At 35.9% G+C, this 20,361-nt stretch carries 18 protein-coding genes; 6 read left to right on the forward strand and 12 right to left on the reverse strand.

The window, feature by feature from the left end:
• Positions 1-51 precede the first annotated feature (51 nt).
• Positions 52-963: a LamG domain-containing protein gene (locus tag D0817_RS04465; RefSeq protein ID WP_127337203.1), complete on the forward strand. Its 912-nt coding sequence runs from the start codon at positions 52-54 to the stop codon at positions 961-963.
• Between the two features lie 286 nt (positions 964-1,249).
• Here D0817_RS04465 and D0817_RS04470 read toward each other — a convergent pair whose 3' ends face one another.
• The 3 genes from D0817_RS04470 to gcvT all read right to left on the reverse strand — a co-directional run bounded on the left by D0817_RS04470 (position 1,250) and on the right by gcvT (position 5,602).
• Complete coding sequence (locus D0817_RS04470) at positions 1,250-1,963, reverse strand: YebC/PmpR family DNA-binding transcriptional regulator (RefSeq protein WP_007811539.1); 714 nt, start codon at positions 1,961-1,963, stop codon at positions 1,250-1,252.
• A gap of 308 nt (positions 1,964-2,271) precedes the next feature.
• Positions 2,272-4,302, reverse strand: a complete 2,031-nt coding sequence (locus tag D0817_RS04475) for a S41 family peptidase (RefSeq protein ID WP_127337204.1) — start codon at positions 4,300-4,302, stop codon at positions 2,272-2,274.
• Positions 4,303-4,519: 217 nt separating this feature from the next.
• Positions 4,520-5,602 (reverse strand): glycine cleavage system aminomethyltransferase GcvT, encoded by a 1,083-nt coding sequence (gcvT, locus tag D0817_RS04480; RefSeq protein ID WP_127337205.1) that lies wholly within the window; start codon positions 5,600-5,602, stop codon positions 4,520-4,522.
• Between the two features lie 234 nt (positions 5,603-5,836).
• On the opposite strand from gcvT, the gene D0817_RS04485 reads away from it, so the two are divergent.
• The 3 genes from D0817_RS04485 (at position 5,837) to D0817_RS04495 (ending at position 7,910) form a co-directional block, all read left to right on the forward strand.
• Positions 5,837-6,685 carry an NAD(P)H-hydrate dehydratase gene (locus D0817_RS04485; RefSeq protein WP_127337206.1) on the forward strand — a complete coding sequence of 283 codons (849 nt, stop codon included), beginning with the start codon at positions 5,837-5,839 and terminating at the stop codon, positions 6,683-6,685.
• 69 nt (positions 6,686-6,754) lie between these two features.
• On the forward strand, positions 6,755-7,537 hold the full coding sequence (locus D0817_RS04490) for a HipA family kinase (protein WP_127337207.1): 783 nt from the start codon (positions 6,755-6,757) through the stop codon (positions 7,535-7,537).
• A complete protein-coding gene (locus D0817_RS04495; RefSeq protein ID WP_127337208.1) occupies positions 7,527-7,910 on the forward strand; it encodes a DUF3037 domain-containing protein in 384 nt (127 codons plus the stop codon). Before D0817_RS04490 ends, D0817_RS04495 begins: the two co-directional genes overlap by 11 nt.
• Before the next feature lie 387 nt (positions 7,911-8,297).
• Here the strand turns inward: D0817_RS04495 and D0817_RS04505 are convergent, their stop codons facing one another.
• On the reverse strand, positions 8,298-9,404 hold the full coding sequence (locus tag D0817_RS04505; protein ID WP_127337209.1) for a pectate lyase family protein: 1,107 nt from the start codon (positions 9,402-9,404) through the stop codon (positions 8,298-8,300).
• A 229-nt stretch (positions 9,405-9,633) separates the two neighbouring features.
• On the opposite strand from D0817_RS04505, the gene D0817_RS04510 reads away from it, so the two are divergent.
• Positions 9,634-10,203: a Crp/Fnr family transcriptional regulator gene (locus D0817_RS04510; protein ID WP_127337210.1), complete on the forward strand. Its 570-nt coding sequence runs from the start codon at positions 9,634-9,636 to the stop codon at positions 10,201-10,203.
• Between the two features lie 246 nt (positions 10,204-10,449).
• Here the strand turns inward: D0817_RS04510 and D0817_RS04515 are convergent, their stop codons facing one another.
• Positions 10,450-10,956, reverse strand: a complete 507-nt coding sequence (locus tag D0817_RS04515; protein WP_127337211.1) for a GNAT family N-acetyltransferase — start codon at positions 10,954-10,956, stop codon at positions 10,450-10,452.
• Between the two features lie 98 nt (positions 10,957-11,054).
• Positions 11,055-11,606: a HutD family protein gene (locus D0817_RS04520; protein WP_127337212.1), complete on the reverse strand. Its 552-nt coding sequence runs from the start codon at positions 11,604-11,606 to the stop codon at positions 11,055-11,057.
• Between the two features lie 471 nt (positions 11,607-12,077).
• Between D0817_RS04520 and D0817_RS04525 the strand changes: the two genes are divergently transcribed.
• Positions 12,078-12,548, forward strand: a complete 471-nt coding sequence (locus tag D0817_RS04525) for a JAB domain-containing protein (RefSeq protein ID WP_127337213.1) — start codon at positions 12,078-12,080, stop codon at positions 12,546-12,548.
• Positions 12,549-12,712: 164 nt separating this feature from the next.
• On the opposite strand, the gene D0817_RS04530 is transcribed toward D0817_RS04525, so the two are convergent.
• The 6 genes from D0817_RS04530 to thrA all read right to left on the reverse strand — a co-directional run bounded on the left by D0817_RS04530 (position 12,713) and on the right by thrA (position 20,293).
• Positions 12,713-13,384: a hypothetical protein gene (locus tag D0817_RS04530; RefSeq protein WP_153188210.1), complete on the reverse strand. Its 672-nt coding sequence runs from the start codon at positions 13,382-13,384 to the stop codon at positions 12,713-12,715.
• Positions 13,385-13,577: 193 nt separating this feature from the next.
• A complete protein-coding gene (locus D0817_RS04535) occupies positions 13,578-13,985 on the reverse strand; it encodes a toll/interleukin-1 receptor domain-containing protein (RefSeq protein WP_262708212.1) in 408 nt (135 codons plus the stop codon).
• A gap of 8 nt (positions 13,986-13,993) precedes the next feature.
• On the reverse strand, positions 13,994-15,055 hold the full coding sequence (locus tag D0817_RS04540; RefSeq protein ID WP_127337216.1) for a DUF4062 domain-containing protein: 1,062 nt from the start codon (positions 15,053-15,055) through the stop codon (positions 13,994-13,996).
• Positions 15,056-15,192: 137 nt separating this feature from the next.
• Positions 15,193-16,482, reverse strand: a complete 1,290-nt coding sequence (gene thrC, locus D0817_RS04545; protein ID WP_127337217.1) for a threonine synthase — start codon at positions 16,480-16,482, stop codon at positions 15,193-15,195.
• Positions 16,483-16,768: 286 nt separating this feature from the next.
• The gene (locus D0817_RS04550; protein WP_127337218.1) at positions 16,769-17,704 is read right to left on the reverse strand and encodes a homoserine kinase; all 936 of its coding nucleotides are present in this window, start codon (positions 17,702-17,704) and stop codon (positions 16,769-16,771) included.
• A 141-nt stretch (positions 17,705-17,845) separates the two neighbouring features.
• On the reverse strand, positions 17,846-20,293 hold the full coding sequence (gene thrA / locus D0817_RS04555; RefSeq protein ID WP_127337219.1) for a bifunctional aspartate kinase/homoserine dehydrogenase I: 2,448 nt from the start codon (positions 20,291-20,293) through the stop codon (positions 17,846-17,848).
• Positions 20,294-20,361: the final 68 nt, after the last annotated feature.

Genomic DNA, 20,361 nt, shown 5'->3' on the forward strand with positions numbered 1-20,361 from the left:
TTAAGGCACTGGAAGCAATGCTGTTAAAAATAGGCCCTTAAAATTTATAATATGAAAAAATTATTACTCACTTTAATGTTTGTAAGTTTTTTAAATACGAATGCACAAAATCCTGTCCAGGAATTTAATTTCAATGGGAATTTAAATAATAAAGATAATACGATTTCCTTTTTGGGAACCGCTACTTTTGTAAACGACAGAATGGGTGTTGCCAAAAGTGCTCTCCGGCTGACTAACAAATCTTTTCAGGCAGTAGTTGGTGATCTTCCGCAAGGCAATAAACCCAGGTCGATATCTGTCTGGGTGAAATTTAATGCGATTACTGCACCGCATTATATCCTGGGGTATGGTGGCGCAGTAACAGCGCAATATTTTGGATTACTGCAACAATCTTCCTCCAATGGAAATTCTGATTTAAGTCTTGCAGGCTGGGGAACCGGAAATGATGTAATCGTTTCAGTACCGCTTGCAAAAGAGGTTTGGTATCAATATAGCATTACGTACGATGGCAGTACTTCAAAAGTTTACCGAAATGGTGAATTATTAAAATCCGTAGATGGAATTCCACGTTTGACAAAAGGCTATATTCTGAACCTTGGGAAATTAAACGCGACGACTGCTATAAATGCCGATATTGATGATCTTAGGCTATATAGTGTGGCTATGACAGATGAACAGGTAATGGAGTCTTATAACAGCTCAAAAGCGCTTGCTCCGGCTGTGACAGAAACAGCTCCGGTTTTCAATACAGTAAAAAAAGCTGTTGCTGTCACTACGAAACCTGTTATTCCGGCAAAAACAACAGCCGCAGTAACCCCGACAACCGAGGCTAATAGTGGTTCTAAAACTATTGAGGTTTTTTCACAGGGCAAAAAAATAATGGGAAGCAACGCTGCAAATATTGGTGATTTGCCCGAAGGGACTTATTTACTGAAGATAACCAACAATCCCTCGAAAAAATAAATCAGTTCGTTTTATAGTAAAAAAGCCTTCCGAAGTTGTACTTCAGAAGGCTTTTACTTTTTTAATTTGATTTTTTTTAGCTTATTACACTAAGCACTACAAATAGTATTACCAGAATGATTACGGCGAATTTGGTGTATTTTGATGATTTCATTGGATTGGTTTTTAATTTAAAGAATTTTGACTGTTGCAAATATAATAGTTAATCTGGTTTTTCATAATTAAAACAATGTAAAACAAAAAAAGCCCTGAAATTTCAGGGCTTTTTATTTTTATGCAGGTGCTTTTATTCTTCTTTCATCGTATGATATACGTTCATTACGTCATCATCTTCTTCGATTTTTTCGATTAATTTCTCGACATCTGCGATCTGAGCTTCAGTAAGTTCTTTGGTAATTTGAGGAATACGTTCAAAACCTGAAGATAAAATTTCCAGACCTCTGTTTTCCAGTTCTTTTTGTAAAGCACCAAAACTTCCGAATGGAGCATAGATTAAGATTCCGTCTTCGTCTTCAAATACTTCTTCTGCACCAAAATCAATTAACTCCAATTCCAATTCTTCAGGATCAAGATTGCCTTTTGCAATTCTGAAATTACAAGTATGGTCAAACATAAACTCTACAGAACCCTGAGTCCCCATCGTTCCGTTGCATTTGTTAAAATAGCTTCGGATATTGGCCACTGTTCTGTTATTATTGTCAGATGCTGTTTCAATCAAAATGGCAATTCCGTGAGGTGCATATCCTTCGAACAAAATTTCTTTATAGTTGGCAGTATCTTTATTGCTGGCATTTTTTATAGCGCGTTCAACATTATCTTTAGGCATGTTGGCCGCTTTAGCGTTTTGTATTACAGCTCTTAATCTGGAATTGGCATCAGGGTTAGGTCCGCCTTCTTTAACGGCCATAACGATGTCTTTACCAATTCGGGTAAATGTTTTGGCCATTGCAGACCAACGTTTCATTTTTCTTCCTTTTCTAAATTCGAACGCTCTTCCCATTACTGATTTTTTATTTTGTGATGCAAAAATACGGTTATTCCTTAATTTTTCCAAAATCAAAACTATTCTTTTTTGGAGATAGTTAGAAGTTTATAGATTAAAAAGTTTCAGGTTTCATGTTTCAGGTTTTGCGGGAAACAATAAAATAAAAAATCCATTCGTAGAACGAATGGATTTTTTAGGAAGAATCTAAGAATCTAAGAATCTAAGAATCTAAGAATCTAAGAATCTAAGAATCTAAGAATCTAAGAATCTAAGAATCTAAGAATCTAAGAATCTAAGAATCTAAGAATCTAAGAATCTAAGAATCATTTCGACCCGTTAAACTCCGTAATAATATTCACGGCTTCATTTAGGTACGGATTCGTTTTAAGATTATCTATCTGGTATTGATTGATGGTTTTTTCGGTTGGGTAAACGCCCAGCAAAAATTGATTTACGGTTGAATTATAAACATCTAATGGATTGTTATCATCGTTGAACGTATGAATTTCTGTCCAAAGGGAGTTTATTACCTTTTTCTGCTCAAAAATAGCATCCAGTGTCATTGCAATTTCTGTTTTGGGAACATTTATCATCATGTCAATTTTCTGGTTGATCTTTTTGATGTCATTAAAATAATAATTATCGGCCAATCGGATCGAGCTGTTTTTCGCAATTTTATCGATGACGTTTCGCTTTACATAAGTTTTGTATTTTAAGAAAGGGGCAATGCTGTCATTTTTAATGGCAGTCGGAAAATCGCTTTCCTTTTGGTAGACATCTTCATAGAATTCCGGGAGCACTACATCCGGGGTAACACCCACATATTGATGGCTTTTGCCAGTAACCCTGTAGAATTTATTGATGGTAATTTTCAGGTAGTCCGTGTTTTTATTTTCGTCAAGCGAAAGGATCGTCTGCATGGTAGCTTTCCCCAGGGTAGTACTGCCTAATAGTAAAGCCCGGTTGTAATCCTGTAGAATAGAAGAGAAAAATTCACTGGCTGAAGCGGTATTGCTGTTTACCAAAATTACGATTGGACCTTTGTAGATAAGTCCTTTATACGGATCATTGATCACAGATGCGCCTTGTTTATTGTCAACCACAATAGAAAGGGGGCCGTAATCAATAAACATTCCGGCTAATTTTATGGCTTCTTCCATAGAGCCGCCGCCATTGTCAATCAAATCAATGACTAAACCTTTTATGTTGTCTTTTTCGAGTTTTATTATTTCACGTGCTACATCGTCGGCACAGCCTTTTCGGCTATTTCCGTCTAAATCAGCATAAAAACTTGGAATTTTGATATAGCCAATTTTACTGTCTTTGCCAATTATAAAACTAAAAACAGAATTATCTTCATCTTTCATAACCTGCTTTTCAATAAAGACATCAAAGCTTTTACCGGAATTCCGTTTTAAGGTAAGGACGATATTTTTATTCGATTCCGATAAAATCATTGTTGAAACCGATTCTAAAGAAGAACAGGAAACCTGCAGCGTTTCTTTTTGATTGGAAACCGAAACAATCTGATCTCCTTTTTTGATTTGCCCGGTTTTAAAAGCCGGGCCATTTGGGTCGATTTCATCAATTATGATTTCATTTTTCTCGTTCAGATTCACGGTCATTCCAAGCGATAGATGCTCTTTCGATAAGGAAGCAACAAAACTTGACTTGGAATCATCGCTAAAATATGCGGTATGAGGATCAAAATAAGTACAGAAGAAATTAAACAGCTTTTCGTCCTGTGTGCTTTTTTCTTCCAAAAGGGTATTTATCCGGCAGATTTCATTAGATAAAATTATGTTTTTGGAAGCCGTTTCAATGGATTTGAAATTGGTGTTTAAAGAATCTAAATTATCACTGGTTTCTGCGACATCATCTAAAATTTGATAGCGTAATTTTTTAAGCCATACTTTTTCTACGTTTTCTTTTTGAAGATAGAACGCGAATGCTTTTTTGTAAAACCGAATGGTATCTTTTTTAGTATAATCGATCGGTTCCCCCTGGATCTTTTGCAAAACAGTTTTGGTTCTGATCAGTCCGGCTTTATATTTTGAAGTGATATCGGCTAAAAAACTGCAATCATTCTGCAGAATCAAATCATCTAAATTGAGACGATATTTTTGAGACAGTTCATTGTATTCACTCAGGAAAAAGATATTTCTGGAAGGATCCAGTTCATTAATAAGATTATCAAAAACAAATAGAGACAAGCTGTCGTTTACCGGTTTAGGACGAACATGCTCGGTCTGAATCAATGCATTTATCTTATTTAGTATTTCGCAGGTTTTGTCGCTGGTCTGACTAAATAAGGTACTTGTTGTCAATATAAATGCTAATAGTATTTTTTTCATAGGGAGAAAGTCATCGTTTACACTAAAATTACGGTTATTTTTTGATAAAAGACAGTAATTTCTTTAAAATATCGGCGACCTTTCAAATTTGATAATTATGAACATTTAAAGCCCTCTATACGTGAATTATAATAAAAAAAAATGCATTACACCATAAGTGTAATGCATTTTATATAGTAAACTCAAATAGTTGTGGAGATTTGAGTTTTAAATAATTCTATTTTTTATAAAATGGTAATTTTACCACTTTGGCAGGCACATCATTTTTTCTGATTCTGATGAAGATATCGTTGTCAACCGCGCTATTGTCTACGGTCACATATCCCAAACCAATTCCTTTATTCATTGAAGGAGACATAGTTCCCGAAGTTACCACGCCAATTACAGCACCGGATGCATCAACAATTTCGTAGTCATGTCTTGGTACCGCACGTTCCTGCATTTCAAAAGCTACTAATTTTTTAGTAACACCTTCCTCTTTTTGTTTTTTCAGGTTGTCAGAATTGGTAAATTCTTTGTTGAATTTTGTAATCCATCCTAAACCGGCTTCCAGTGGGGAAGTCGTGTCGTTAATATCATTTCCGTATAAACAGAAACCCATTTCAAGACGCAACGTATCACGGGCAGCAAGTCCGATTGGTTTGATTCCGAAAGCTGCTCCGGCTTCAAAAACTTTATTCCAGATCGCTTCGGCATCAGCATTTTTACAATAGATTTCAAATCCGCCGGAACCGGTGTAACCTGTAGCAGAAATAATGACATCATTGAAACCTGCAAAATCCGCTACTTCAAAATGGTAATAAGCGATAGCAGACAAATCGATAGATGATAGAGACTGCATGGCTTCAACGGCTTTTGGTCCCTGAATGGCCAATAAGGAATAGTCGTCAGAAAGGTTTTTCATTTCAACACCCAAATCATTGTGTGAGGTAATCCAGTTCCAGTCTTTTTCTATATTAGAAGCATTTACAACAAGCAAATACTCTTCTTCTTTCATTTTATAGACAATAAGGTCATCCACAATTCCACCATCATTATTTGGCAGACAGGAATATTGCGCTCTTCCGATGGTTAGAGTCGAAGCATCATTTGAAGTTACTTTTTGGATTAAAGCCAGGGCATTCGGTCCTGTAAGCAGAAATTCGCCCATGTGTGAAACGTCAAAAACGCCCACACTGTTACGAACTGTCTCATGTTCAGCATTAATACCTTCATAAGTAATTGGCATATTATACCCGGCAAACGGCAGCATTTTTGCTCCCAAACCTTCATGTATTTGCGTAAGCGCAGTATTTTTCATTGTGTTGTTTTATAAAATTGTGACGCAAATTTATTTAAAAAATATCGAAATATACTAGTCCAAATTATAAAATTCGTAAAGATTAAGTCTGATTTATTGGTAATTCGCTATTTCTTTCGCTTTTTTTGAACCGAAAAAGTATAACACATTTATCCTCATAAGTAAAACTTTTTTATATAAGAAAATTCTTCTTACTACTTTTTTTTGTAATTTTAAAAGCATAAAGAAAATCAAATGAAAGTACCACTGCAGATCACAAAACAGGAAATCCTAACTTTTTATAAACATATAAATCCTCTAACGCATAAAGGGATTCAGGGCCATGCACTGCTTGTAGGAGGAAGTTACGGAAAGATAGGAGCAGCGGTTTTGGCCTCTGGAGCCTGTCTGAAATCAGGTTGTGGGCTGGTAACTGCTTTTATTCCAAAATGTGGTTATGCCATCCTTCAAATAAGCAATCCTGAAGTAATGGTAGTGACGGATGAGAGTGAAAATTTTATTTCCAGAATAAATTTTGAATCAGAACCGCAGGCAATTGGAATTGGTCCCGGTCTGGGGCAGGAGAAAGAAACGCAAAAAGCATTTTTCGAGTTTTTAAGCACCAATATATGTCCGCTGGTTTTAGATGCCGATGCCTTAAATATTTTGTCACTCCATAAATCCTGGCTTGAGTTATTACCGGAAAACACCATCTTAACACCACATCCGAAAGAATTGGAAAGGCTCATAGGAAAATGGGAATCAGAGAATGAAAAATTCGAAAATACGATCGCCTTTTCAGAGCAGTATAAAATTATTATTGTTATGAAAGGCGCACCGACCTTTATTATCAATCAAAGTAAAATTTACCAGAATACAACGGGAAATGCAGCATTGGCAACGGCAGGAAGCGGAGATGTTCTGACTGGAATTATTACCAGTTTTTTAGCGCAGGGATATTCACCGGATCAGGCTGCACGGTTAGGCGTTTTTATTCACGGATTAACAGCAGATATCGCCCTTCCGGAAACAGGTTATCAGTCTTTTATCGCGTCAGATATCATTAAAAATCTGGGGAAGGCTTTTTTGTCTCTGGATTTTTAAAACTTGAATTTTTAAAATATAAAATCAGAAATCTAAATTCGTAAGTTTGTATTTCAGTAAATACTGCTTATGAAAAACAATTTCGACCTGAGAACGGTAAATGTAACACGTTATATTACACCTTTACGTGAAGGCGGTTCTTTACCTGCTTTGGCAGAAGCCGACGATGATTTTAAATATGTCCTGAAATTTAAAGGAGCCGGACATGGGGTGAAAGCTTTGATTGCCGAACTAGTCGGTGGACAAATTGCCAAAGCCTTAAAATTGCAGCTTCCGGAATTGGTTTTTGCCAACCTGGATGAAGCTTTTGGAAGAACCGAAGCCGACGAAGAAATTCAGGATTTGCTGCAGGGAAGCCAGGGACTGAATCTGGCGCTTCATTTTTTATCCGGTGCCATTACTTTTGATCCTGTCGTAACTACTGTTGATGCGAAATTAGCGTCACAGATTGTCTGGCTGGATGCTTATATTACCAATGTTGACCGTACTTTTAAAAATACCAATATGCTGATCTGGCATAAAGAATTATGGCTTATCGATCACGGTGCATGTTTGTATTTTCATCATTCCTGGAATAATTGGGAACAGCATGCCAAAAGTCCGTTTGCTTTGATAAAAGACCACGTTTTATTACCGCAGGCTTCACTTTTAAAGGAAGTCGACGCCGAATATAAAGCCTTGCTGACTCCGGAAATCCTGGAGGAAATTACCAATACAATTCCGTTGGAATGGCTGCAATGGGAAGATACCGACGAAACACCCGAGGCTTTGCGAAATGTATATTTACAGTTTTTGCTGACCCGATTAAATCATTCAGAAATCTTTGTAAACCAGGCTCAAAATGCAAGATAATCACTTATATGAGTATGCCGTAATTCGTGTGGTACCAAGGGTGGAGCGCGAAGAATTTCTAAATATCGGGATCATTTTGTTCTGCAAAAGAGCTAAATTTATAAAGGTACTTTTTCACATTAATACCGCTAAGATTGAAGCACTTTCGGATGATTTTGATATCGAACAACTGGAATGTAATTTAACGTCACTAGCGAAAATCGCCAACGGAGCCAAAGATGGCGGTCCGATTGCAGAAATGGATATTCCATCCCGTTTTCGCTGGTTAACGGCTATCAGAAGTTCGGCAATTCAGACTTCGAGGCCGCATCCGGGACTTTGTGAGGATCTGGAAAATACGATACAGCGGTTGTTTGCTGAGTTGGTGCTTTAGGAGAGTTTAGAATAAAGAGTATAGAATAAAGAGTATAGAATAAAGAGTATAGAATAAAGAGTATAGAATAAAGAGTATAGAATAAAGAGTATAGAATAAAGAGTATAGAATAAAGAGTATAGAGGAAAGAGTATAGAATAAAGAGTATAGAATAAAGAGTATAGAATAAAGAGTATAGAATAAAGAGTATAGAATAAAGAGTATAGAATAAAGAGTATAGAGGAAAGAGGAAAACTGGATGTTTTCTTTCTAAAAAAATAACCACGAATTACAATAACCTTACGATTGTGTAATCCGTGGTTAAAACTAAAACTAACTAACTCAGATTCTTATTGCCATCATTTTTCAGGTATAGGATTGAAATTGGGCAATAAAGATTTCTTTCAATTAAAACGAACCGCAGGTATTTCCTCCTAATGTTGCGCCCGCACCACCGCTAACATCTGCTTTAACCGCTGATGCAGCCAGTGTTACAATAGAGTAGGGAGGTGTGAAAGCGGTTTTGCTTCCTGCGGTATTTCCGCTTGTGCTTGTAAAAATGTTATCAACCGCTGTAACCGCTGTATATCCGGTCATTAGATCAATAGGCGTTTTTACACCTTCGAAAACATTCTTTTCTACTCGGATATCAGCTTCAAAACCAGCTGCAATACATTTATTGCTTACGGTGCTGTTGAAATAACTGTTGATAATATGTACTTTTCCAAAACGAACTCTTGGCATTCTTTCTTTACAGCCAGGAGCCCACCAGCAACGGGCAAAAGTAATTCTCAATTTTCCACGGTCTCCCGTAGCACCGTCACTTGAACCAATCAGGTTGGAATACCTGTGATCGTCTGAACCTCCTGAACCTCCTGCTTTTGGTGGTTTTAGGTAATGAAATTTAGAATACGTTACTGAAATATAATCGGATTTGTTTTTGATGTCAAAGTTTCCGTCAACACCATCCCTGAATTCGCAGTGGTCTACCCATACATTTGTACATTCGTCAAGAATCGCATTATCCCAACCGTCAGTATCATAAGCACCGGGACCTTCAAAAATCAGGTTTCTGATAATGATATTTTTACATCTTTTAATATTGATAATTCCGGAAGCATCTTTGGTTTGATTCGTAGAAACCAGTTTTGCACCACTTGCACCGTAAATGGTTTTACCGGTCTGATCCTGAAAGGACAATCTTGTCGTAACTGTAATCGTTCCACTCACTTTAATAACCTTTACAGCCGCATTTTCTATAGCGGATTTCAATTGTGCGTAAGTGGTAACCGTTGTTTCTGCCGAAGTTCCTCCGCCGGTTGTTCCCCCATTTTGGGAGGCCCATCCCGGAACCTGGGCACAGTTTCCTACTTTCGCTGTTAAGCCGCTTCCCGCAGAAGTTGCAGTAATACTGTTTTCATCATTTTGTGATGAACCAATTTCTTCGGTATTACAGGCTGTAAAACCGAGTACCAATGTTAACAAAAACATTGAGATTTTTGATTTAAGTTTCATAATTTAAGTTTGGGGGTTTATAATATTTTAACAGTACAAATCTGCGGATAATTGCACCTAAAAAAGTTGAACAAGTTCAATGTTTTGAAAAAATATTTGCAAAAAGCGTTTTTTTAACAATTGGAAAGTGACAAAAACGTCTAAAAAAAGTACTTTTACGTAATCGATTACATTATTTTTTAATTCATTCCAATACTTACGCCCCAAGTAAGAATAAAAGTAAAAACACATGTACAAACCCCTCAGATTAAGTATTGAACGCAAAATTCCATTAACAGATGAAGAATGGAAATTTGTCGTTGAAAAAGCCGAGTTTATCAAACTCAAAAAAAATGAATTCCTGCAAGTTCAGGATTCCAACAGTTCCTATGAAGGCTTTATTTTAAAAGGAGCTTTCAAAACCTACATTTTGAATGACAACGGCACCGAAAGTGTTATTTTTTTCTCCTTCGAAAACGAATGGATGTGTGATCTCGAAAGTTTCTATCATCAAAAGCCTACCACCTACAACATCAAGGCAATTGAAGACAGCGAGATCCTGGTCATTAGCAAGGCCAATAAAACACTATTGTTTGAGCAGGTGCCCAAGCTAATCCAGTTTCATATTATTATGGTCGAAAAAGCCAATATTGCGATTCAGCAAAGACTTTTAGATGTGTTAAACAAAACCTCCAAACAGAGGTATCTGGAGTTTATTGATAGGTATCCACACAAAATAGATAAGATCAACAACAGAAATTTGTCTTCCTATCTGGGAGTTTCACATGAATTTTTGTCGAAGATTAAAAAGAGGTGCTAAGGTGCTAAGGTTCAAAGGTACAGAGTCACAAAGGTTCAAAGGTTTTCTGTAGAGACGCACAGCAGTGCGTCTAACTATAGAGGCACACAGAAATCCAACGTATTGATAAATAATCACGCAAAGACGCAAAGCCGCCAAGAAAATAAAACTTTGCGACTTTGCGTCTTTGCGTGAATATAAAATTCAGTATAAAAAAACTTTGCGAATCTTTGCGTAACCCTTTGCGAACTTTGCGGTTAAACCCTACTAGATTTTCTTTTCTAAAAAGATAAACTCCAAAGGCTCATTAGAAATATTAATATGAATATCGCTTGCCGGAAAAGCTTCCCTTTCTCCGGTTTCAACATAACCGTGGCGTTTGTACCACGCAATAAGCTCCGAACGAACCGACACAACCGTCATAAGAATACTGGACAACCCCAAAGCTTTAGCATGTTTTTCGCCTTCAGCCAGCATCTTTTTGCCGATACCGCCATTTTGCAATTCCGGTGAAACGGTCAGCATTCCCAAATACAATTGATGTTCTTTTTCCACCAGTAAAACCGAACCGATGATCTTGTCGTTGGCTGTATATTTCAGAAATGTATTTTTAGGATTTAAAACGATTTCAGTTAATTCTTCTTCAGTGGTTCTTTTTCCTTCTAATAAATGGGCTTCGGTAGTCCAGCCTTTTTTGGAAGTTTCACCTCTGTAAGCGGAATTGATTAAGGTTAATAATGCCGGAATGTCTTGTAAGGTTGCTTTTGAAATCATGGTAATTATTATGCTGTATTTATTTAATTGTTCTTACTTAACGCGAAGAACAAAATTAGGATATTTAGGATTGGATTTAGCCGAAATTTTCGAATTAACTACAGGGATTCCAATATTCCATAGAGGCATTTATTAGAAAATTGAATCGTAATATTTTCCTTTTTTTGATTTTCAATAGCTAATAAATCATAAGGTTCCAAATAATACGGCTTGTCATTAATTTTAATAACTGTTGTTTGTAAAGAAAATAAAACTATGATCTGAGCATTACAATTCTGATTACGATCTGTTATTTTGAGTTTAGGATTCGATATTTTTTTAGAAACCATCCAGTTAAAATCAATCCCTTTTGTATAAGAAGTTACTTCATCATCCGAATTAAATTCCATGATTTCATATTTCTCGTATACTTTTTTCTCTTTGTTTATCTCAATAGGTAAGGAGTTATCAAGCATAACCAGATATCGGTGATAGCCCTTAAATTTGGTAAACACTGAAGGCACTTCCGCTATTACAGCACTGCTTATTCTGAATACAAAATCCCTATCGCTATAGTTTGCTGTTTCCGGATATATCATATATTCATATGTCAATCCGCCACTCCAAACAGAGGCTGTAGTTTCTTTTTTAGGAAAAAGACGTAGGTTCATTTTTTAGTATTTTGAAATGAATGTCGGGATTTTGAAAGTTTCTCTTTTTGCGTTCACGAGCTTGACAACCGTCTGCAATATTAATGATGGAATATATTGTATTGTTAGTTTCAAAATCATGGTATATGATGCTGTATTTATTTAATAGCCTCCTGCTTTAGCTGGAGGAACAAAATTATGATATTCAGGTTTGGCTTTAGCCGAAATTGCTAGTTTTTTGGCTAAAGCCATTTTGAGATTTCATTTATTGACCTCCAGCTAAAGCAGGAGGCAATTCAAAAAAGCTAAGCGTTAATTTAATAATATTTCCCCAAATAAGAGGTCACACAATCATTGGAATTTCCAGAAAAATCTAAAGTGTGGTATTATAGAGCCACGCTTTTCTAGTTTGGAACATTTAACTTGCAAAAAAAAAACAGTCATTTATAACTTTGAGAGACTGTTGTAATTAATTTGTAAAGCTTTATTATTATGGAAACGATAAAGGAAAAACAAGATTGGAGAATTGCATCAGAAGTTGAACTGATTTACAAAACCAAAATAAAAGCCTCTGAACGACCTCACATCATTTCGTCGGTAGCAGCTTATAAACTGGCTTTAAAATCCTGGAATCCTAATAAAATAGAGTTTTTAGAGCAGTTTAAAATTCTTCTGCTGAATAAGTCAAATAGAGTGCTGGGGATTTATGAAGTATCCACAGGAGGCATAACGTCAACTATTGTAGACCTGAGATTATTATTTACTGCGGCACTCAAAGCAAATGCTACCGCTCTGATTATGCTGCACAATCATCCATCGGGTAAAACACGCCCTTCTGCTGCCGATAAACAGATTACTAAAAAAGTAAAGGAAGCAGGTATTATTCTGGATATAGAAGTTGTAGATCATTTAATTATTAGCCCGGAAAGCTATTATTTTTTTGCGGATAATGGTAATATCTAAACATCTATGAGTTTTAATTGAAATGTTACTCCGCAGTGGCCATTATGATTTTTTCAGAGAAATTATTGAATGGGAAGTAAACGTTTGAAGATATATTAAATTGAAAAGAGACCTTTGATGAGGTCTCTTTTTTTAGTTTCTTAATTGCTATCGAGAGTTACTTGCTATTTTTTGTATAATTTATAAAAGGCTTCAGACGTGTTCATAACAAATTCTACATGAGCATCGTAGCTATTTTGATTAGAAAAATCAGAAATTAATGTTTGTGTTTTGTATGGATGAATAATTGTTCCAGGAATTCTATTATATACATTATTCAATTCCTCAACCAAAGTTTCGGATATTTTTTTTTCCTTAGAAATAAGAATATAAAAATAATAGGAGTTTACAGAAACAGCCCAAATTATGAAATTTTCATTTTTAATTCCTACGTCTACGGCACCACATCTCATAGATGTAGGATATATTTTTATACCATTTGTGATCCAAGGAGTAATTATGTCTAATATTAGTATTACATTTCCCCAAGTTTCATTGCCATTAAGAATGAAATGCTTAAAATTTTCAAAATAGTTATCTTCACTCTTGATTGTTCTCGAAGAATTAAAAATGGTTTTTAATAAACTTCTTAGAAGTAAATCGTAATCATATTCAAAAATAAACTGTTTCTTTTCTTCATGAAAGTTTTTAAAATATTTATCGTAAAGAGAGCAAAAATAAGAATCGAGTTTTGAGAGTTTTTCGTTATTACATTTTGAACAAACATCAGAAATTACAAGTTCCGATGTAACAAATTTATCTTGGCTACCAATGTATCTAAATGTTAGGTTTGGCATTCTTGTAATTAAACATTTAGGCCAAATATGTTCCTTCGTAAGTTTGGTTTTTATATCACAATATGCACATTTTTTCATTAAAGACAAGAGTTGATTAAATCGCAGGTATATGAGTCACTTTTCTGTTAACGCGAGCGTCTCGCTCGTATGTACTTTATGTTCACGAGCGAGACGCTCGCCTAGCAGGGGAACTTTAATTTGTAATATTATATTGTTTTTTTATTGATAAGTATATCGGATAAAGTGTATCACTATTTATTTCTTTTAATTTTATATATTTAATTCCTGTAAGTAATTTAGAAGGCATTACATCATCAAATATTACAGGTAATATTTGTTTGTTTAATGATTTTGCAATTTCTAACTCATTCTCTATCCACTCTGATTTTTCAGAATTTTGAGAGGTAATTAATAATATTTTATTAACATTCTGTATGTTTTTCTTTATCTCTTCTTGAATGTTTTCGCCAATGTTTATTGTATTATAATCAGTTAATACCTTTATACCAAAATCTACAAGTCCTTTTTCAATTTCCATTACTTTTTCTTTATCCAAATGTGAGTATATTATGAAAACCCTACGTTCTCCCCGCTCTTGCACGAAGGAAACTAGCGGTCTTGAACTGTTAAATTTAACGCATTTAATCTTTCAGTTTTATTTGAACCTATTATATTTTGATAAGTTTCTTCTAATAATTTTACTTGCTTATCTTTATATCCGCTTTTATTTTTAACATTCCAATAAACACTATCATTATAAATTAAAAGTATTTCCATATCTGTAATATCAAAGTCTACGAAGCTTAATTCTTGATAGATTTCATTGGATATTCTAAAACCATCAATTTTAGCTACATACTCATACCAAATTTTTCCTTCTGGATTTGTATCTGAAATTATATTAAAATCCAATTTTTCTACATTAACTTTAAAAGTTTTAAATAATAGATTATAAAATTTTGATGCTTTAATAGAGTTATCAATTTTATCAATCTGATTATTTCCTTCTTCAGGATTAACTTTTCTCAATATATTTTCTAATAATTCTTCCGATTTTTTATTGAGTAATGTTAAGTTATCGAGAGTATTTAAGACTATTTTTGTTTCATTTTGCTTTAGTCTTTCATTAAGAAAATTAAACATCATGCCAGCCCATTGCTTTTTTAAGCTTAATTCAATTTCTCTAGCAAATTCAAAAGGAAAAAAACCATTATTTACCGATGAAAGTCGTACTGTATTTATGAACTCAAAAATTTTCTTAGCATGCTTTTGATTTTCAATTGATGGAAAAATTATTTTGTCGATAATATCTTGATTATCTTTATTTTTTTGATAAAGACGGTGATCTTCATATACTTCTCTTTTTATGAAAGTAAATACAGGTAAATTTTTTACGCGAGCGGCTTCATATTCTGCATTAGTAATCGATTTTTTAGGATCTGAAATATAGTTTCCTCCAAATCTGCCTCCAATAACTAAAATAAACATATTGCAGTTTTCTATTTCATTAACGCAACATTCATGTGTATGTAAATCAGGGTGATAAAAAATATCTCCCCTTTCGCTTAAAACAGTTTCATAATTGCAACTTGTAATAAATTCAGAAAGATTGTCTCTAATTTGCGATAAATCATAACAAGTTGAACTAATAAAAATTCTAGGATTTGCCATTTTAAGTTTGAATGTTAGTTTTATTTTTTAATCCAAAATAACAATTTAATTTACAATTAACCTATCAAGAAACTACAAATTAAGTATACAATAAATCTGTTTAATCTGTGGTTTAAATATTTTTTAAGAAGAGTAATTTACCCCAAAAATGCCTTCAATTCCTCATAAGTCTTAATCTTCACACTAACTTTCTCCTCATTCATAACACTCTCAATTTGTTCCGGAATCGGAAGTGTAATGCCCAGGGCAGGTTCAACCACATCCAGAAACTTAATAGGATGCGCCGTTTCTAAGAAAACGCCAATGGCATTCTCGTGTTTTTGTAACTCTTTTTTCAAACCTAAATAGCCAACAGCACCATGGGGTTCTGCGATATAACCATCGGTTTTGTAAATTTGTTTTAGGGCTTCAAGCGTTTCTTCATCGGTATAACTGTAGGAGGAGAAATCTTTTTCGAAAGCTTTTAAGTCATTGTTATACAATTCCTGAATTCTGATGAAGTTACTTGGGTTTCCAACGTCCATAGCGTTTGAGATAGTCGCTTTGGAAGGTTTTGGCTCGTATTTTCCACTTTCTAAAAATCTTGGTACGGTATCGTTTACGTTGGTAGACGCTACAAAATGTTCGATAGGCAAACCTAATTTTTTTGCCATAATTCCGGCGCAGATATTTCCGAAGTTTCCACTTGGGCAAGAGAAAACCAAGGGTTTGTTCTGGCTTTTCAGTGCTTTATACGCAAAGAAGAAATAGAACATTTGCGGCAGCCAGCGCGCAATATTAATCGAATTTGCCGAAGTCAGGTTTTTATGCGCTAAACTTTCGTCCAAAAACGCTTTTTTGACCATATCCTGGCAATCGTCAAAAACACCGTCAACTTCAAGCGCTTTAATATTTTTGCCTAAAGTCGTCAATTGTTTTTCCTGAATATCACTCACTTTTCCGGATGGATATAAAATCACGACATCGACACCTGCAACGCCTAAAAATCCGCTCGCAACAGCTCCGCCCGTATCTCCGGAAGTCGCTACCAGAACCGTATTTTTACTGTCTTTTTTGTCTTTGTTAAAATACGCCAGGCAACGGGACATAAATCGCGCTCCAACGTCTTTAAAAGCCATAGTCGGTCCGTGGAATAATTCCAGCGAATAAATGTCTTTTTCCACTTCCACCAGCGGAAAATCAAAGGATAAAGTGTCGGCTATGATTTCTCTTAAATGATCCTCCGGGATATCATCGCCTACAAATTGCTGAATCACATCAAAAGCAATATTATGATGGGTCAGGTTTTCGATTACATTAAAAAAAGCAGGATTTAAAGGCGTAACTATTTGCGGAAAATACAATCCTTTATCGCTTGCTAGTCCTTGTATGACAGCTTCTTTAAACGAAACTTCGGGTGCGTTGTGGTTTAAACTGTAGTATTTCATTGGTTTATTTTAGATTTTAGAAGAAAGAGAATAGAGTATAGAAAATAGACTTTTCTTACGGTCAAATTCCAATAATTAGTATTCGGTTTTGTGTCATTTCGACGAAGGAGAAATCTTCATAAGAAGCTCCTCACAGTATGGAAATATTTTGCGAAGATTTCTCCTTCGTCGAAATGACAAACTTTATGTCTATGTTGTATTTTTATGCTTTGTGTCTCACTTTGCGGGGACTTCGACTTCGCTCAGTCTGACAAACGCGGGCATAATTTTTAATTTCTTTCAAGAATTATAAAATTCTAACGCCATCCGGATTAATTTTCGAGACGTGAATTTCATAGGGCAAATTCATTTTTTCGTACACTTCGCTCATCGCTTTTGCAATTTTATCGGCGGTTTCTTTTCCGCGGCTTAAAGCAAAAATCGACGGACCCGAACCGGAAATTCCGGATCCTAAAGCACCGTTTTCCAGAGCCGTTTGTTTGATTAAATCAAAACCCGGAATCAAAACACTTCGCAAAGGTTCTACAATTTCGTCATGAAGCGATCTTCCGATCAGATCGTAATCTTTGGTGTATAAGCCGGCGATTAATCCGCCCACATTTCCCCATTGCATAATAGCGCTTTTTAGGGAAACAGTTTGTTTAAGGACCGAACGCGCATCCGAAGTTTTCAGCTCAATCTGAGGGTGAACTACTGTAGCAAACAATTCCTCAGGACTATCAATCAGAATAATATCCAACGGACTATAGCTTCTCACCAAAGTAAAACCTCCTAAAAGGGCAGGAGCAACGTTGTCTGCGTGCGCGTTTCCGCTGGCTAATTTCTCGCCCTGCATGGCAAATTGCACCAGATCTTTGCGCGAATAAGGTTTTCCCAATAATTCATTAATTCCGAAAACAGCTCCGGCAGAACTTGCGGCACTGCTTCCGATACCACTTCCGGCTTTGATATGTTTGTAGATTTCGATCTCAAATCCAACAGTGATGGGTTCAAAATCTCTTTCGTAGGCTTCCAGCATGGCAACAGCCGAAACACCCGAAACGTTTTTTTCGGTTTCTAAAGGCAAATCGGCACCTGTAATTTTTGTGATGCGGATTCCTTTTTCATTTACTTTTCGAACAATCATTTCATCCCCGGCATTGTCTAAGCAAAGTCCAAGTACGTCAAATCCGCAGGAGAGATTTGCAATAGTTGCCGGGCAAAATAGTTTAATTTGTGTCATTTGTTATAGGTTCAAAGTGGCAAAGGCTCAAAGGTTCAGAGGTCTTTTGCGACTATATTTAAAGGTTCAAAGTGGCAAAGTTTCCTAGGCTCAAAGATTTTAACTTTGTCCCTTTGTCCCTTTGCATCTTTGTCCCTCAAATTAATTATTTCCAATTCGAATTACATCCGCAAAAATCCCGGATGCGGTAACAGCAGCGCCGGCTCCGGCTCCTTTTATAAGCAGCGGCTGATCTACATAACGATCTGTATAGAACAATACGATATTGTCTTTTCCTTCCAAATTGTAGAAAGGATGATCTTTCGGAATGAATTGCAGGCCAACGCTTGCTTTTCCGTTTTCGAATTTCGCTACATATTTTAATCTGGAATCTTTATTTAGTGCTTCTTCATAGATGTCCCCGAAATGTGGAGCGTGTTTGATTAATGAAGCAAAAAAGTCTTCGTTATTCGTTGTCGCTAAACATTCTGCGGGCAAAAAGGATTCGTTGGCAATGGCATCAATATCCATTTCGTAGCCGCTTTCGCGAATAAGGATCAGGATTTTACGGGCAACGTCGATTCCGCTTAAGTCAATTTTCGGATCAGGTTCTGTAAATCCCTGAACTCCGGCTTCTTTCACCACATCGTGAAAAGAATTATCCTGGTCGAAATTGTTGAAAATGAAGTTCAGACTTCCGGATAAAACCGCCTGTATTTTATGCACTTTATCACCCGAAGCGATTAAGTTTTTAACGGTGTCAATAATAGGTAAACCCGCTCCAACATTGGTTTCAAACAAAAACGGGGCATTATATTGACGTGATAGGTTTTTTAGTTTTTTGTAATTGTCATAGGCCGAAGAACAGGCAATTTTGTTACAAGTTACCACCGCAATACTTTGTTTCAGAAACTGTTCGTAAGTTTCAGAAACAGTTGCATTTGCTGTAATATCCACAAAAATGCTGTTACGTAAATTCAGTTCTTTGGCGCGCTCTATGAAAGCTTCTTTGTTAGCTGGTTCACCATTATCTAAATCCGCCTGCCATTCTTTTAAGGAAATTCCGTCTTCATCGAATAGCATTTTTCTGGAGTTGGATAGCGCAATTACGCGAACATTAATCTTCAGGTTGTCTTTTAGGAATTTTTTCTGGTTGTGAATTTGTTCGATGAATTTTTCACCCACATTTCCAACGCCCATCACAAATAAATTCAGCTGTTTGGTGTTTTCTTCAAAGAAATTTTCGTGTAGTGTATTCAACGCTTTTTTAACGTCTCTTTCGTTAATTACGGTCGAGATATTTCGCTCAGAAGCACCTTGCGCAATGGCACGGATGTTTACATTATTTTTACCTAAAGTACTAAACATTCTACCGCTTAATCCCTGGTGATTTTTCATGTTTTCGCCCACTAAAGCAATAATACAAAGGTCTTTTTCTACAATTGCGTGATCAATTTTGTTTTGAAGAATCTCTACTTCAAAAGCCCTGTTGATGGCTGCTTCGGCACTTTCTGCATCTGAATTTAAGATTCCGATACAAATCGAATGCTCAGAAGACGCCTGAGTGATAAAGATAACATTGATTTTTTCCTGCGATAATACTTCAAACAAACGTCTTGAGGAACCCGCAACTCCAATCATTCCAGGGCCTTCCAGTGTTACTAATGAGATATTGTCGATATGACTGATTCCTTTTACAACGGTATCTTTTGACGAAATGTGGCTCGAAATTAAAGTTCCTTCCGCTTCCGGTTCAAAAGTATTTTTGATTAAAATGGGAATATTTTTTCTTAAAACAGGCTGAATGGTTGGCGGATACAGCACTTTCGCTCCGAAATGTGACAATTCCATTGCTTCCTGATAGGAGATAGTGGCAATAGGCTGTGCCTGCTTTACAATTTTCGGGTTAGCGGTAAACATTCCGTTGACGTCAGTCCAGATTTCCAGTTGTTCGGCATCAAGCGCGCCGGCAATAATAGCAGCAGTGTAATCAGAACCGCCACGGCCTAAAGTTGTTGTAATTCCGTCCAGCGTTAAAGCGATAAATCCCGGTATAATGTTGATTTGTGTTTCATTTTCGGCAAAGTATTCCTGAATCAGCTGATTTGAAATTTCAAAGTTTACGACTGCTTTTCCAAAGTCAGCATTTGTTTTAATGATTTCGCGGCTGTCTTTATACACTACACTTTTATTGATTTGCTGATACGCCTGTGCAATGATATAGGACGAAAGCAATTCTCCGAAACTTAAAATAGTGTCAGCTGTTCTTGGGGATAATTCCCCTAATAAAAAGCAGCCGTCTAATAGTGTTTCTAAGTGGTTGATGATTCTTTTTACATGGCTCAGCAAACTGCTTTGCCCGCTTACCGGAATCAATTCTTTTAAGGTGTCGAGGTGTGTTTTTTCGATCTCGGCAACGATTTCACGGAAACTTTCATCATTAGCCGCCGCTTTTGCAGCCGCCAGCTGAAGTAAATCAGTTACTTTACTTAAAGCAGAAACCACAACTACTAATTTTCCCTGCTTAGAATTCTGGTCTATAATTTCGAGAACGAGTTTTATATTTTGTGCATTGGCAACCGAAGTTCCGCCAAATTTTAATACTTTCATTTTGATGTTTTTTTTCTTTTATGCAAATATTTTTATGTATCCAATACCTTTCTTCTTTTTAGAAAAAA

Origin of the sequence: Flavobacterium cupreum, from assembly GCF_003996965.1 — a bacterium.
GTDB lineage: Bacteria > Bacteroidota > Bacteroidia > Flavobacteriales > Flavobacteriaceae > Flavobacterium > Flavobacterium cupreum.

Coding starts and splice junctions, on each gene's coding strand:
- D0817_RS04505 (WP_127337209.1), bottom strand. CDS start 9,404: ATGAAACTTAAATCAAAAATCTCAATGTTTTTGTTAACATTGGTACTC.
- thrA (WP_127337219.1), bottom strand. CDS start 20,293: ATGAAAGTATTAAAATTTGGCGGAACTTCGGTTGCCAATGCACAAAAT.
- D0817_RS04530 (WP_153188210.1), bottom strand. CDS start 13,384: ATGCCAAACCTAACATTTAGATACATTGGTAGCCAAGATAAATTTGTT.
- D0817_RS04495 (WP_127337208.1), top strand. CDS start 7,527: ATGCAAGATAATCACTTATATGAGTATGCCGTAATTCGTGTGGTACCA.
- D0817_RS04485 (WP_127337206.1), top strand. CDS start 5,837: ATGAAAGTACCACTGCAGATCACAAAACAGGAAATCCTAACTTTTTAT.
- D0817_RS04490 (WP_127337207.1), top strand. CDS start 6,755: ATGAAAAACAATTTCGACCTGAGAACGGTAAATGTAACACGTTATATT.
- D0817_RS04510 (WP_127337210.1), top strand. CDS start 9,634: ATGTACAAACCCCTCAGATTAAGTATTGAACGCAAAATTCCATTAACA.
- D0817_RS04470 (WP_007811539.1), bottom strand. CDS start 1,963: ATGGGAAGAGCGTTCGAATTTAGAAAAGGAAGAAAAATGAAACGTTGG.
- D0817_RS04550 (WP_127337218.1), bottom strand. CDS start 17,704: ATGACACAAATTAAACTATTTTGCCCGGCAACTATTGCAAATCTCTCC.
- D0817_RS04475 (WP_127337204.1), bottom strand. CDS start 4,302: ATGAAAAAAATACTATTAGCATTTATATTGACAACAAGTACCTTATTT.
- thrC (WP_127337217.1), bottom strand. CDS start 16,482: ATGAAATACTACAGTTTAAACCACAACGCACCCGAAGTTTCGTTTAAA.
- gcvT (WP_127337205.1), bottom strand. CDS start 5,602: ATGAAAAATACTGCGCTTACGCAAATACATGAAGGTTTGGGAGCAAAA.
- D0817_RS04515 (WP_127337211.1), bottom strand. CDS start 10,956: ATGATTTCAAAAGCAACCTTACAAGACATTCCGGCATTATTAACCTTA.
- D0817_RS04520 (WP_127337212.1), bottom strand. CDS start 11,606: ATGAACCTACGTCTTTTTCCTAAAAAAGAAACTACAGCCTCTGTTTGG.
- D0817_RS04525 (WP_127337213.1), top strand. CDS start 12,078: ATGGAAACGATAAAGGAAAAACAAGATTGGAGAATTGCATCAGAAGTT.
- D0817_RS04540 (WP_127337216.1), bottom strand. CDS start 15,055: ATGGCAAATCCTAGAATTTTTATTAGTTCAACTTGTTATGATTTATCG.
- D0817_RS04465 (WP_127337203.1), top strand. CDS start 52: ATGAAAAAATTATTACTCACTTTAATGTTTGTAAGTTTTTTAAATACG.